The organism is Streptomyces sp. MUM 203J (assembly GCF_022414595.1).
GTDB lineage: Bacteria > Actinomycetota > Actinomycetes > Streptomycetales > Streptomycetaceae > Streptomyces.
The window spans coordinates 16,342-29,763 of record NZ_JADWYO010000030.1 but is presented as its reverse complement, the minus strand read 5'-3'; the positions used below and the strand labels follow the sequence as shown (position 1 = coordinate 29,763).

Here is a 13,422-nt window from a genome sequence, read left to right as displayed (position 1 = left end):
CAGAAGACACGGTGACAGACTGCCCGGTCAGGATCATCCGGAACAGCCACAGTCATCCGGTGCGGCCCCGGACCCGGCTACGAGAGCGCCGCCCGCAGCCGCTCCGCCGCACCCGGGCCCGCCCCCACGCGGTCCAGCCCCAGCAACGCCGCCCCCAGCACCGGCGGCGCCGTCACCACCCGAGGCTCGGCCATCGGCGCCTCCCGCCGCAACAGCGCGACGATCCGCGTCATCAGGCCCTCGTGCCCCGCCGCGAGCACGCCCCCGCCCAGCACGACCGGCACCGGCTCCACCGCCTCCCGCAGGGACAGCCTGTCCATCGCGACCACCGCCATCGCCACCGCCTCCCGCGCCATCCGCTCCACCAGTCCGTCCGCCACCGCGTCCCCGTCCGCCGCGACCGCGAACAGCACCGGCACCAGTTCGTGCCGCCGCTCCGCCGGGATCCGCCCCAGGTGCAGGGCCTCGACCAGCGCGAGCACGGAGTCCAGCCCGAAGTGCTCCGGCAGGGCGCGGGCCAGTGCGGTCGGCTCACCCCGTCCGTCCTCCGCGCGCGACGCGTGCCACAGGGCCTCCTCGGCGAGCCCCGCCCCGCCGCCCCAGTCACCGGAGATCCGGCCCAGCGCCGGAAACCGCGCCGTCCGCCCGTCCGGCAGCAGCCCCGCGCAGTTGACGCCCGCCCCGCACACCACGGCGACGCCCCTCGGCTCGTCCACCCCGGCCCGCAGCAGCGCGAACGTGTCGTTCCGGACCGTCACCGACGCGCCCCAGCCACGCGTCTCCAGCGCCCGGGTCAGCTCCCGCTCCTCGGCCGGCAGGTCCGCGTTGGCCAGACATGCGGAGACATGCACGACGGCAGGCCCGTCCGGGCCCCCGGCCGCGACAGCGGTGCCCGCCGCCCCGGCCGCCTCCACCACACGGGACGCCCCGGCCGCGCCCGAGGCCCCCGCCGCACCGGCCGCCCCCGGGTCACCGGGCCCCCGGCCGCCCGGCCGGTCCCTCCCGCTCCTCCCTCCGGCGGCCCGGGCCAGGGCCTCCTCCACCACTCCCGCCAGCATGCCGACGGCGGTCGCCACGCCCACCGAAGGCGGCCGGAAACCCCCGCCGCGCGCCGAGCCCAGGACCGCACCGTCGTCGGCCGACACGACCGCGACATCTGTTTTGCTGTTCCCGGCGTCGATGGCCAGGATCCTCCTCATGCCCATGCCAGGTGCTCCCGGTTGTGCGCGATCAGGGTGTCCGCCAGCGTGTCCGCGTACGTGTACTGACCGATCAGCGGGTGGGCGAGGAGGGCACGGAACACCCGGTCCCGACCGCCCCGCAGCGCTGCGTCCAGGGCGAGCCGCTCGTATGCCGTGACCTGTGCCATCAGCCCCGCGTACAGGGGGTCCACGGCCGGTACCGGCAGCGGCCGGGCGCCCGTCGCGTCCACCTCCGCCGGAACCTCCACCACCGCGTCGTCCGGCAGGAACGGCAGCGTGCCCGCGTTCCGTACGTTGACGGCCTGGACCGCCGGGCGCCCGCCCAGCAGCGACGCGGCCAGGTCGACCGCCGCCTCCGAGTAGAAGGCCCCGCCGCGCCGGGCCAGCAGCCCCGGCTTCTCGTCGAGGGCCGGGTCCCCGTACATCTCCAGCAGCCGCCGCTCCATGGCCGCCACCTCGGCCGCCCGCGAGGGCCTGCCGCCCAGCTCCGCCACGACCGCGTCGTGCGCGTAGAAATAGCGCAGGTAGTACGAGGGGACGACCCCCAGCCGGTCCAGCAGCGGGCGCGGCAGCCGCAGGTCCTCGGCCACCGCGTCCCCGTGCTCCGCGAGCAGCCCCGGCAGGACGTCCTCGCCGTCAGGCCCGCCCAGCCGTACGCCCAGTTCCCAGGTCAGATGGTTCAGGCCCACGTGTTCCAGGTGCAGGGCCTCCGGTGCCACGCCCAGCAGCCGTGCGAACTTCCGCTGGAAGCCGATGGCGACGTTGCACAGCCCGACCGCCCGGTGCCCCTCCTCCAGGAGGGCCCGGGTGACGATGCCCACCGGGTTGGTGAAGTCGATGATCCAGGCCGCCGGGTTGACCCGCCGGACGCGTTCCGCGATGTCCAGCACCACGGGAACGGTCCGCAGCGCCTTCGCGAGCCCTCCCGCGCCGGTGGTCTCCTGCCCGACGCAGCCGCACTCCAGAGGCCAGGTCTCGTCCTGCTCGCGGGCCGCCTGCCCGCCGACGCGGAGCTGGAGCAGCACGGCGTCGGCGCCGTCCACGGCCGCGTCCAGGTCGCCGGTCGTGGTCACCGTGCCGGGGTGGCCCTGCCGGGCGAAGATCCGCCGGGCGAGCCCGCCGACCAGCTCCAGCCGCCGGGCGTCCGGGTCGACGAGCACGAGTTCGCTCACAGGCAGGGTGCCCCGCAACCGTGCGAACCCGTCGGCCAGTTCGGGTGTGTAGGTGGAGCCGCCCCCCACGACGACTAGCCTCATATGCCGTACCCCTCCACTCACGAGTCACCTGGTGCGTCCGTGTTGCGTGTACCCGCATACGTAACCAGGTCTAGACCTCTCGTGTCAGCAGGCCGAGGCCATCGGGTCGCTCCCGCCCGGTGGCGGCCGGGGCGGGCGGGAGCGGTACGCCGCCGTCAGTGCTTGGTCAGCGAGGGCCCCGGCTGGTGCGGTATCGGGTTGGTCGCCAGCGTCTGCGGCGAGTTCGGCGCGGCGAACGCGGAGGGCGCGGCCATCCCGGCCGTCGGGTCCTTGGCCGGCTCGTCCCCGGCGGCCTGCGCCGAGCCGCCGACGATCCGGACGCCCGCCGCGTCGAACGCCCGCTTCACGCGCCACCGCAGCTCCCGCTCCACCCCGAGCGCCTTGCCCGGCATGGTCTTCACGGAGAGCCGCAGCGTCATGGAGTCCAGCAGGACCTCGGTCAGGCCCAGCACCTCCACCGGACCCCACAGCCGCTCGTTCCACGGCTCCTCCTCGGCGAGGGCCTCCCCGACCTCGCCGATCACCTTCCGCAGATGGTCCAGATCCTCCGAGGGCCGGACCGTGACGTCCACGGAGGCGGTGGCCCAGCCCTGGCTCATGTTGCCGACGCGCTTGATCTCGCCGTTGCGGACGTACCAGATCTCCCCGTCCGTGCCGCGCAGCTTCGTCACCCGCAGGCCCACCTCGACGACCTCGCCGGAGGCCGAACCGACGTCGATGCTGTCCCCGACGCCGTACTGGTCCTCCAGGATCATGAAGACGCCGGAGAGGAAGTCCGTCACCAGGTTCCGCGCGCCGAAGCCGATCGCGACGCCGGCCACACCGGCCGAGGCCAGCAGCGGGGCGAGGTCGATCTTGAACGCGCCGAGGATCATCAGCGCGGCCGTGCCCATGATCAGGAACGAGGTGACGGAACGGAGCACCGAGCCGATCGCCTCGGAACGCTGGCGGCGGCGCTCGGCGTTCACCAGGAGCCCGCCGAGCGCCCGGCCCTGCACGGCCTGGTCGGAGCCGCGGTTCATCCGGTCTATGAGCTTGGTCAGGGCCCGGCGTATGACGAACCGGAGGGTGAAGGCGATCGTCAGGATCAGGACGATCCGCAGGCCGATTCCGACCCAGGTGGGCCAGTTCTCCTCCACCCACCCGGCGGCCTCACCGGCCTGACGTGCGGCTTCGTCCAGCGAGACCGGAGGCGGCTGGGTGGCGGGGTCGGTGGGATCAGCGGATGGCGGGGCCGACCAGAGCACGACGCGGAACCTCCTGGCATCACGGGCGGGTCACAACAATCTAACGGCCCGGAGTAGCCCGTATCGCCGCCGCGTCCGATCCGCCCGTCCGTTCGAGGGAGTTTCCGGCCGCTCCGGGGGATGACACTCGGTGTGGTCGAAAACACTCCGAGCCCGTTACCCGTACGTGGTGGCGCTTCGACCAGGCATGAGGAGAGACTGAGAGCAGATCGTCCCGGCGCGAGCCACGCGCCGCCGGCGTACAAGGAGGCATCCGTGCCGCACGTCCTGGTCCTCAACGCGTCGTACGAGCCCCTCGGCGTCGTACCGCTCCGCCGCGCGCTCGTGCTCGTCCTGGAGAACAAGGCCGTGTGCCTTGAGGAGTCCGGCGCCTTCATGCACAGCGCGACCCGAGCCGTCGCCGCACCGAGTGTCGTGCGGCTGAAGCGGTTCGTGCGGGTCCCTTACCGGGGGCCCGTTCCTCTTACCCGTAAGGCACTGTTCGCCCGTGACGGCGGGCGGTGCATGTACTGCGGTGGCGTCGCAACCAGCGTCGACCACGTCATCCCGCGCAGCCGGGGCGGCAAGCACACCTGGGACAACGTGGTCGCGGCGTGCCGTCGCTGCAACCATGTGAAGGCCGACCGGCACCTCCGGGAGCTGGGCTGGAGGCTGCATCAGCCACCGGCGCCGCCGACGGGGCTGGCCTGGCGGATCATCGGCACCGGGCATAGGGACCCGCGCTGGCTGCCCTACCTGCAGCCGTACGGCGCGGACGATGCGATGGCCCGGATCGACGGCGTCTCCGCCTAGACCCGGGCCCAGCCGTTTCCGGGGCCGCCGAGCCGGGACGAACCGCCGGGCGGCAGCCGTGCACCCGCCCGGGAGGGTGTGCTCCCGGGCGTCCCGGTCCCTACGGCAGGACCGCGAAGACCTCGGCCGCGTACAGGGAGTAGCCGTACTCCGTGGCGCGCTTGTCCAGCTGGACGCGGACGTAGCGGGCCGTGGCGTCCAGGCGGACGGACTCGCGGCCCCCGCGCCCGTCGCGGACGGTCGCGGCGGTGCGCCAGACGCGCCCGTCCGTCGACACCTGCACCCGGTACCGCGTCGCGTACGCCTCCTGCCAGTGCAGGACGACCTGCCCGACCCGCGCGGGCCGCGCCAGCTCGACCTGCCACCACGCCGTCTCCTCCGGCGGCGACGACCAGCGGGTCTCCGCGTCGCCGTCCAGCGCCGCACCCGCGGGGAAGTCGGGCGTCTCGTCGCCGGACGAGGAGGCGCTGCCGGTCCTGGCCAGGTCCGGGCCGCCCGTCTTGGGGAAGGCCCGGACGGTCAGCACACGGCGTTCGCCCGCGAAGGTCAGCGGGACCTGGTACGCGCCCGCCTCCGTGCCCTCGGGCACGGTCACCGTCACCGGTATCGACGTGGCGGTACCGCGCGGCACAGTCGTCTCCTTCGGCACCTCCACCCGCACCCCCTCGGGCGCGCGCGCCGTGAGCGCTCCGCGCACGGCGCTCGGCCGCCGCGCGGCCACCACCGCGTCCACCCGCTGCGCGGCGCCGCCGATCTCCGCGTCCACCTCGCCCTGGCGCAGTTCGAGCACCGCCACGGGCTCGTCCGCGAACCACGGGGCCAGTGCCCGTACGGGTACGGCCCTGCCGCCGCCCTCCCGGACGACCCGCAGTGCGTCCGCCCGCACCCGGCCGACCGGGACCTGAGTGAACCCCGACGGCGACAACGCGCCCACGGGCCGCCAGCCCTCACCCGGCACGCGCACCTCGACCGCGCCGCCGGCCGAACCGCCGGACCCGGCCCCGGCACCCGCCCCGGTCCCTCCACCGGAGTCCGGCTCCGCCAGCACCGTCACCGCCTCGACCACCCGCGTCCGCCCCAGCTCCAGCGTGTACGCGTCACCCGACCGGTGCGCCTCGCCCCCGGTCTTGCGCGCCGTGCCGGTCCATGCCGCGGACTCCTTCCCCGCCCGGTCCAGGAACGCGTCCAGCACGTCCTTGCCGACCGTCGCCTGGCCCGCGCGCAGGGCCGTGCGCTGCGGCTCCAGGGACAGCTGGGCCCGCCAGGCCGCCGCGCCGTCGCCGTGCGCCTGGGCCTGGAGCATGTCGACCGCGGTCTCGCCCGCCCGCCCGTACCGGGAGAGCTGCTCCAGCCAGGGCCGTACCTCGTCGTCCAGCCGCCCCTCCGCGGTGCCCGCCAGGGCGTCCGGCGCCTCCCGCATCACGGTGAACGCCGCCCGCAGCTCCGCGGCCGCCCGGTCCCGCACCGCCGCGGGCACCCCGGCGGTGGTCCGCGTCCGCCAGAACGCGTCGAGCACGGGCCGCAGATACGCCGACTCCCCGTGCTGGTCCAGCAGGGAGGACGCGGCGTTCCCGGCCAGCGCCTTCAGCGCCGCCCGTGCCTTCGGGTCGCCGTCCGCCAGGTCGTCCAGCGCCGCCTCCCACGACTCGCCGGGCCGGTAGCCGCGCGGGTTCCACGCGTAGTCGGCCGCCGTGAACAGCGGGATCCGCGACGCCGACGCCTGCTCCATCGCGTTCGCCAGCAGTGCCGCCGAACCGGCCGCGACGGCCGGCTCCCGCCCGGTGTACGGGCCCAGGAAGATCCGGTCCTGCGCGTAGTCGTTGACCGGGTAGTTGTCCATGGTCACCAGGGGCCGGTGCGCGAACGCCTCCCGCGCACCCCGCAGTTCCCGCCCCGTGATGGTGCGCGGCACGACGCCGACACCGGTCCAGGCCACCTGCACCCGCGCGTCGAGGGCTCCGGCGAGCGCGGTCCGGTAGTCGGTGGCGCCGTCCTGGTAGTACTCCGTGGGCATCAGCGACAGAGGCTCCGCGTCCGGGTACCGCTCCGCCAGATGGCGGGCCAGTTCGCTCGCCGCCCGCGCGTGCGCCGTCGCCGCCGCCTCGGGGCCGCGCCCGTAGGTGTCCACGTCCTGCGCGCAGTGCCACTCGTCGTAGCTCGCGTCCTGGAACTGGATCTGGAACGCGCGCACACCCAGCGCGTACATGGCGTCGATCTTCCGCTTCAGTGCCCGCATGTCGTCCGGCGACGCCAGGCACATCGACTGCGCGGGCGCGATCGCCCAGGCCAGCGTGATGTGGGCGCGCTTCGCCCGCTCGGCCAGCTCCCGGAACGCGGCGCGCTGCGGCGCCGGGTACGGCTCGCGCCAGCGCGCCTGCCGGTACGGGTCGTCACCGGGTGCGTACATGTACCGGTTCTGTTTGGTGCGGGCCATGAAGTCCAGCTGCGCGAGCCGCTGCTGATGGCTCCAAGGCCGCCCGTAGAAGCCTTCCGTCAGCCCCCGGACCGCCGTGCCCGGCCAGTCCCGCACCTGCACACCGGGAACGAGCCGCTCCCCGGTGATGAGCTGACGCAGTGTCTGCACCGCGTGGAAGAGGCCGTCCCGGCCCGTTCCGTCGACCGCGATGACGTCCCGGCCCTCGTACCGGCCGGTCGCGAGCCGGTAGCCGCCGGTGGGCAGGTCACCGCGCTCGGGCGCTCGCAGGGCGCGCAGGGCGGCCTGCGCGCCGGTGCCGCCCATCAACACCACCGCGCCCGGGCCGGACCCGCCGTCCACGAGACCGCCGTCCCGGCGCACCTCCCGCACGCCCGCCGCCCGCAGCGCTTCCTCCAGCGACGTGAGCGCATACGGATGGGCGTCCGGCGCCGCGACCACCGACACGGTGTCACCGAGCCGTACGGCGGCCTCCGGAACGCTCCGCATGGACTGCGGGCGTGGCCACACCGGCGGGGTTCCGGCCTCCGCGTCCTGCCCGGGCCGCGCGCTCGTGGGCGCCGACGGGTCGGACGGGTCCCCCGGCGCGGCCAGTACACCGGGGGCGCCGCCCAGGAGACCGCCGATCACCGCGACCGCGATGGCGGTCGCGGTCCGCCTGCCGCGCCCGAACTGCGCGAGCTGCACGCGCGTCTCCCCTCGTACTGCGTGGTTCTGTGGGTAGCTTGGCCGGTGGGCAGGCCGTACAGGTGCTCGTACCGGTGGTTCGAGCCCACCACCCCCTCGCTGAAGGTGTCAATGTGCATGGTCGATGTGTCGTATTTGCACACGGGTCAGGCTGTGACGTCGCAGAACCGTTCAGCTCTCGGTGCGGCGGGGAGCACATACCCGCCACCGCGATGTGACGGCAATCACATTTCGCGGATGCTCCGGCGTGTGCTGGGTAGGGCTGCTGTGGTCCGCCCTTCCACCGCACAGGGAGACCACCATGGCCACGTCCGCTCAGCTGCTGCTCTCCGCCCTCTCCAAACAGGCCCACGGAGCCCCCTCCGACCGCGCCTGTGACAACCGGGCCCGCACGTCCCGCGCCGCGCACCACCGCACGCCGATCCCCCCGCAGCTCTCCGCCCCGCCCGTCACCCGGCTTCCCGCCCGGCCCGCCTCCACCTCCGCCGCCCAGTACTACGCCCCGCCGCTCACCAGCGAGCCGCCGCTGGCGAACGCGGCGCCCCTGACCAGCGAGCCGCCGCTGGCCGACGCCGCCCCCCTGACCAGCGAGCCGACCTCCCGCGGAACCGCCGACGGGCTGGAGTTCCCACCCACCTGAGCCACATGCGGGTCGATTCCTCCCAGCTCAGCCGGCCACCGACCTGATCGCGCCACTGAGCCCCTCCCAGGACCAGGAGCCCCCGCATGACCCTCGCCCGGCTCGCCGCTCTGCACGGAGTCGCCACCGCCTACTCGCCGTCCCCGGGGGTCACGGTCCCGGTGCCCGACGGCACCGTGGCCGCCGTCCTGGGGGCCCTGGACGTCGACGCGAGCACGCCCGAGGCGGTCCGCGCCTCCCTGGCCGCCACCGAGGAGGTGCGGGCGCGGCGGCTCCTTCCGCCCACCGTGGTCGTCTGGCAGGGCGACGAGCCGTCCGGCCGCCCGCGCCCGCTCGCCGCCCTGCCCTCCGGGACCGCCCTGCGGATCACCCTGGAGGACGGCACCGCCGTCACCTCGCCCGTCCCCTGGGCCGATCTCCCGCCGGGCGTCCACACCCTGACCGCGCGGGCCCCCGGCGACCGGGAGGAGGCCCGGGCGACACTGATCGCCGCTCCCGCGCGCGTACCGCAGCCGTCCGCCCCCTGCCACGGCATCCTGGTCCAGCTCTACTCCCTGCTCTCGGCCCGCTCCTGGGGCATGGGCGACCTCGGGGACCTGCGGGAGCTGACCGACTGGGCGGGCCGTGCCCACGGCTGCGGCTTCGTGCAGGTCAACCCCCTGCACGCGGCCGTGCCCGGTACCCCCACCGACCCTTCCCCGTACCGCCCCTCCTCCCGCCGCTTCCCCGACCCGGTGCACGTGCGTGTGGAGGACGTCCCCGAGTACGCGTACGTGACCGGTGCGGACCGGGCCGCGCTCGACGAACTCGCCGCCCGCGCCGGTGAACTGCGCGACGGCGTCCTGCGCAAGGGCGAGCTGATCGACCGGGACGCGGTCGGGGTGCTCAAGCGGCAGGCCCTGGAGATCGTCCGCCGGGTCCCCCTGGGCCCCGGCCGCCTGGCCGCCTTCGAAGACTTCCGTGCCGCCCAGGGGCGGGCCCTGGAGGACCACGCCACCTGGTGCGCACTCGTCGACCGGTACGGCTCCGACCGGAGCCAGTGGCCCGAGGGCCTGCACGACCCCCGGTCGGCCGCCACCGCGCGCGCGGCTGCCGCGCTCGCCGACCGCGTCGCCTTCCACACCTGGCTGGCCTGGCTCACCGACCAGCAGCTCGCCGCCGCGGCCCGCGCGGCCCGGGACGCCGGCATGGCCGTCGGCGTCGTCCACGACCTCGCCGTCGGCGTCCATCCGGACGGCGCCGACGCATGGGCGCGGCCCGGGGCGTACGCACGCGAGATGTCCGTGGGCGCCCCGCCGGACGCGTTCAACGCGCGCGGGCAGGACTGGGGCCTGCCGCCCTGGCGTCCCGACGCGCTCGCCGCCTCCGGCTACGCCCCCTACAGGGAGCTGCTCGGCTCCCTCTTCCGGCACGCGGGCGCCCTGCGCATCGACCACGTCATGGGCCTGTTCCGGCTCTGGTGGGTGCCCGCCGGGCTGCCGCCCACGGACGGGACGTACGTGCGGTACGACGCGGAGGCGATGCTCGCCGTGCTGGCTCTGGAGGCGCACCGGGCGGGCGCGGCCGTCATCGGGGAGGACCTCGGGACGGTCGAACCGGGGGTTCGGGAGACCCTGCGGCGGCGCGGAGTCTCCGGCACCTCGGTCCTCTGGTTCGAGCGCGACTGGGAGGGCACAAGGCGCCCGCTGCCGCCCGGGGACTGGCGGGCCGGCTGCGTGGCGACCGCCACCACCCACGACCTGCCGCCCACGGCCGCCCGCCTCACCGGCGACCACGTGGACCTCCGCCACCGGCTCGGCCTGCTGGCGCGGCCACTGGACGAGGAGCGCGCGGAGGCGGCCGAGGACGTGGCCGAGTGGCTCGCGTACCTGCGGGAGCTGGGCCTGCTGCGGCCGGGCGCGGACGAGGAGGAACAGGTGCAGGCCCTGTACCGCTTCCTGCGGCGCACGCCCGCGCGGATGACCGGCCTGTGGCTGCCGGACGCGGTGGGGGACCGGCGCCCGCAGAACCTGCCGGGCACCTGGGACCAGTACCCGAACTGGCGGCTGCCGGTCGCCGGGGCGGACGGCCGCCCGATGTCCCTGGAGGAGCTGGCCGCGTCACCCCGGCTGCGCGCGCTGATGGCGGTGCTGTCCGGGCGGCCGGAGCGCGCGGAGCCCCGTACGGCACCCCCGGGCGCGCGCTGCGTTTAGGCGTTCGCTACGTTTGCTCCGTGGACAAGAAGAACGCCCTGCGCACCGGCGCCGTCGCGACCGGTACGACGCTGATGATGCTGCTGATGTCGTCCCCCGCGCTCGCGCTGACCCGTGACGACGGCGACGACCCGGGCCCGGGCCTGAGCGTCGGTGAGACGCTGGGCCTGTTCGTGGCGGCCCCGATCGTGCTGTTCCTGGTCATCGCCGCCGCGGTGATGGTCCTGGACCGCTCGAAGGACCGCGTGAAGCAGCAGGGCTGACGCCACCTCACTCCTTCTGACAGGCGCCGCGCGCCGGGCCACCGCCCGCCGCGTGGCGCCTTGTCGCGCTCTCACGCCCCCGTGGCGAGCAGCAGCTTCCTCAGCAGGGCGGCCAGTTGCCTGGCCTCCTCCTCGTCCAGCCCCGCGTCAAGGGCCTCCCGCTGGACGGCGAGCCCGGCCGTGACCGCCTCGTCCACCAGCTCCAGCCCCCGCTTGCTGAGCGTCACCCTCAGCCCGCGCCGGTCGTGCGGGTCCGGGCTGCGGGCCAGCAGCCCCGCGCGCTCCAGTTTGTCCAGCCGCCCGGTCATCCCGCCCGTCGTCAGCATGAGCGTCGCGGACAGCTCGCGCGGCGAGAGGGTGTACGGCTCCCCCGAGCGGCGCAGCGTCCCCAGCACGTCGAACTCGCCGCGCGAGATGCCGTAGGGCGCGTAGGCCTGCTGCATACGGGATCCCACGGTCTGGGTGAGGCGGTACACACGGCCGAAGACGGCCATGGGCAGGGTCTCCAGATCCGGTCGGACGGCCGCCCACTGGTCGGTGATCGCGTCCACGGCGTCGGGGTGGGACCCGGCTCCGGTGGCGGTGCTGGTGCGGGGGCTGGTGCGGGCGGGGCCGGGGCCGGAGGTCGAGCGCATGTGGGCAGTCTGGCCACGGTCGAGGGTCACTCGCAAGTAACTCGTGCGCAAGCGGACGCCCAATGAGTGGCTTGCCCATAACCCACTTGCACCCAAGTAGCTTAGAGCTAAGCTACTTGCCGTCAAGGAAATTGTGACCCAGCAAGCCGGAAACCCGTCGAAGGGCTCCCTGTCATGTCCCGCCGCGCCGCCGTCGTCGCCATCACGGCCCTCGCCCCCGTCTCGTGGGGCACCACGTACTACGTCACGACCGAGTTCCTGCCGCCCGACCGGCCTCTGTTCACCGGCCTCGTCCGGTCCCTGCCCGCCGGACTCCTTCTGCTGACCCTGACCCGCACCCTGCCGCGCGGCGGCTGGTGGTGGCGCGCGGCGGTGCTGGGCGCGCTCAACATCGGTGCGTTCTTCCCGCTGCTCTTCCTGGCCGCGTACCGGCTGCCGGGCGGTGTCGCGGCGGTGGTCACCTCGGTGGGCCCGTTGTTCGTGATCGGACTGGCCGCGCTGCTGGCGGCGGAGCGGCCGACGCTGCGCGGATCCGCGGCGGCGGTGGCCGCCGCGGTCGGGGTGAGCCTGGTGGTGCTGCGCTCGGGCGCCGAACTGGACCTGGTGGGTGTGGTCGCGGGACTGGCCGGTACGGCGTCGATGTCCGCCGGCACGGTGCTGACCAAGCGGTGGGGCCGCCCGGAGGGCGTGGGGGCGCTGGCCATGACCGGCTGGCAGCTCACCGCGGGCGGGCTGGTGATCGCTCCGGTCGCCCTCCTGCTGGAGGGCGACCCGCCGGCGCTCGACGGGAACGCGCTGATCGGCTTCGCCTACCTGGCGTTCGGCAACACGGCCATCGGCTACTGGCTCTGGTTCCGGGGCATCGAGCGGCTCTCCGCGACCTCGGTGACCCTTCTCGGCCCGCTGTCCCCGGCCACCGCCGCGGTCATCGGCTGGGCGGCCCTCGGCCAGGCCCTGGGGCCGGTACAGCTCCTAGGCATGGCCGTGGCGTTCGGGGCGACCCTGGTGGGTCAGCTCCAGGGCAGTCCCTTCCGGAAGACCGAAAGGAAGCCTCAGGAAGTCTCGATGGACCTCACGGCTCCGCCGGTGCGACGTTAGGCCCATGGCGACGACGCCCACCACGACACGGCCCGCGACCGCCCACCTCCCGGCTCACTCCGTCCCGCGCACCGCCCACACCACGGCGGGGCTGCTGCCGGCGAGCGCGGCGACGGCCGTCCGGTCCGGCAGCTTCGTCGCCGCACGCGCTCCCGCGGACACCGTTCCGCCCGTCCAGGCCGCGTTCCGGCGCTGGATCGTCGCCCTCCTCGCCGCCCCGTTCGGTGCCGGGCCGCATGGCGGCGGCGTGAACCGATGCGGCGTCACCTCGGCCGGCTCACCCTCACCTCGATGCTCGGCGTCACCGCGTACGACACCCTCGTCCGACCGGCCTGTGGATCGTGGCCGCGGCCGTCCGCTTCGCCTCGTACAGAGCCCTGCTGCGGCGCCGTCGCACGGGTCAGGACGGCCCGGCGCTGCTCTTCACCGTGTTCGCTGCTCGGCGTGCCGGTGCTGCTGCCGGTGTACGCCGCCCACGCGGCCCTGCGCGGCGGCCTTCCGCTAACCGCCGGGACGGCGGGGCCGCTGCCGTACCTGGGCATGCTGTCCTCGGCGGTCGCCTTCCTCGCCTGGAACGCGGCCGTGGCCGGGATCGGAGCGGCCCGGGATCATGTACGCCCCCAGCCGCTGTGCGTGGCCCTGCTCGCGTACCTGCTGCCGGGGGAGACGATGCCGGGCACGGGGGCGGTGGCCATGGCACTGGTGCTGGGCGGGGTCGCGCTCGGCCCGGCCTCCCGCACGACGACGGTCCATGGGAGTGGCCCCGCCCGGCCGTTGGTCAGGCGGCGGGCCGGGCCACCCGGCGGGGAGCGCCGCTCCCGAGTCTCCGGGCGCGCAGGGAACACCGGCAACCGGTTCCCGCCGACTGTCGGGTGGACGCCACCGGCCGCCACGGCGGGTTGCGGCCCATGACGGACCGGGGCCTCAGGCGGGGCGGGGAGCCCCCGGAGGACACCGGACGCCCCCGCCCCGTCAG

At 75.0% G+C, this 13,422-nt stretch carries 11 protein-coding genes; 6 read left to right on the top strand and 5 right to left on the bottom strand.

Going from position 1 to position 13,422, the window contains the following annotated elements:
• Positions 1-77: 77 nt before the first annotated feature.
• From I3F58_RS16925 to I3F58_RS16915, 3 genes are all read right to left on the bottom strand, one after another.
• Positions 78-1,205, bottom strand: a complete 1,128-nt coding sequence (locus tag I3F58_RS16925; protein WP_240109450.1) for an N-acetylglucosamine kinase — start codon at positions 1,203-1,205, stop codon at positions 78-80.
• A complete protein-coding gene (locus I3F58_RS16920; protein ID WP_240109449.1) occupies positions 1,196-2,458 on the bottom strand; it encodes a 6-phospho-beta-glucosidase in 1,263 nt (420 codons plus the stop codon). Before I3F58_RS16920 ends, I3F58_RS16925 begins: the two co-directional genes overlap by 10 nt.
• Positions 2,459-2,613: 155 nt before the next feature.
• Positions 2,614-3,705 (bottom strand): mechanosensitive ion channel family protein, encoded by a 1,092-nt coding sequence (locus I3F58_RS16915; RefSeq protein ID WP_240109448.1) that lies wholly within the window; start codon positions 3,703-3,705, stop codon positions 2,614-2,616.
• A 255-nt stretch (positions 3,706-3,960) separates the two neighbouring features.
• Between I3F58_RS16915 and I3F58_RS16910 the strand changes: the two genes are divergently transcribed.
• On the top strand, positions 3,961-4,497 hold the full coding sequence (locus tag I3F58_RS16910) for an HNH endonuclease (protein ID WP_240109447.1): 537 nt from the start codon (positions 3,961-3,963) through the stop codon (positions 4,495-4,497).
• Between the two features lie 100 nt (positions 4,498-4,597).
• On the opposite strand, the gene I3F58_RS16905 is transcribed toward I3F58_RS16910, so the two are convergent.
• A complete protein-coding gene (locus I3F58_RS16905) occupies positions 4,598-7,618 on the bottom strand; it encodes a beta-N-acetylglucosaminidase domain-containing protein (protein WP_240109446.1) in 3,021 nt (1,006 codons plus the stop codon).
• A gap of 301 nt (positions 7,619-7,919) precedes the next feature.
• On the opposite strand from I3F58_RS16905, the gene I3F58_RS16900 reads away from it, so the two are divergent.
• The 3 genes from I3F58_RS16900 to I3F58_RS16890 all read left to right on the top strand — a co-directional run bounded on the left by I3F58_RS16900 (position 7,920) and on the right by I3F58_RS16890 (position 10,713).
• Complete coding sequence (locus tag I3F58_RS16900) at positions 7,920-8,258, top strand: hypothetical protein (protein WP_240109445.1); 339 nt, start codon at positions 7,920-7,922, stop codon at positions 8,256-8,258.
• 86 nt (positions 8,259-8,344) lie between these two features.
• Positions 8,345-10,450 carry a 4-alpha-glucanotransferase gene (malQ, locus tag I3F58_RS16895; protein WP_240109444.1) on the top strand — a complete coding sequence of 702 codons (2,106 nt, stop codon included), beginning with the start codon at positions 8,345-8,347 and terminating at the stop codon, positions 10,448-10,450.
• 20 nt (positions 10,451-10,470) lie between these two features.
• Positions 10,471-10,713 carry a hypothetical protein gene (locus tag I3F58_RS16890; RefSeq protein WP_240109443.1) on the top strand — a complete coding sequence of 81 codons (243 nt, stop codon included), beginning with the start codon at positions 10,471-10,473 and terminating at the stop codon, positions 10,711-10,713.
• Positions 10,714-10,784: 71 nt separating this feature from the next.
• Here I3F58_RS16890 and I3F58_RS16885 read toward each other — a convergent pair whose 3' ends face one another.
• Positions 10,785-11,348, bottom strand: a complete 564-nt coding sequence (locus I3F58_RS16885; RefSeq protein WP_275678602.1) for a MarR family transcriptional regulator — start codon at positions 11,346-11,348, stop codon at positions 10,785-10,787.
• A gap of 174 nt (positions 11,349-11,522) precedes the next feature.
• Here I3F58_RS16885 and I3F58_RS16880 point away from each other — a divergent pair, with 174 nt between their 5' ends.
• Positions 11,523-12,446, top strand: a complete 924-nt coding sequence (locus I3F58_RS16880) for an EamA family transporter (protein WP_240109442.1) — start codon at positions 11,523-11,525, stop codon at positions 12,444-12,446.
• 444 nt (positions 12,447-12,890) lie between these two features.
• Complete coding sequence (locus I3F58_RS16875) at positions 12,891-13,358, top strand: DMT family transporter (protein WP_240109441.1); 468 nt, start codon at positions 12,891-12,893, stop codon at positions 13,356-13,358.
• Positions 13,359-13,422 lie beyond the last annotated feature (64 nt).

Coding starts and splice junctions, on each gene's coding strand:
- I3F58_RS16900 (WP_240109445.1), top strand. CDS start 7,920: ATGGCCACGTCCGCTCAGCTGCTGCTCTCCGCCCTCTCCAAACAGGCC.
- I3F58_RS16920 (WP_240109449.1), bottom strand. CDS start 2,458: ATGAGGCTAGTCGTCGTGGGGGGCGGCTCCACCTACACACCCGAACTG.
- I3F58_RS16885 (WP_275678602.1), bottom strand. CDS start 11,348: ATGCGCTCGACCTCCGGCCCCGGCCCCGCCCGCACCAGCCCCCGCACC.
- malQ (WP_240109444.1), top strand. CDS start 8,345: ATGACCCTCGCCCGGCTCGCCGCTCTGCACGGAGTCGCCACCGCCTAC.
- I3F58_RS16880 (WP_240109442.1), top strand. CDS start 11,523: ATGTCCCGCCGCGCCGCCGTCGTCGCCATCACGGCCCTCGCCCCCGTC.
- I3F58_RS16925 (WP_240109450.1), bottom strand. CDS start 1,205: ATGGGCATGAGGAGGATCCTGGCCATCGACGCCGGGAACAGCAAAACA.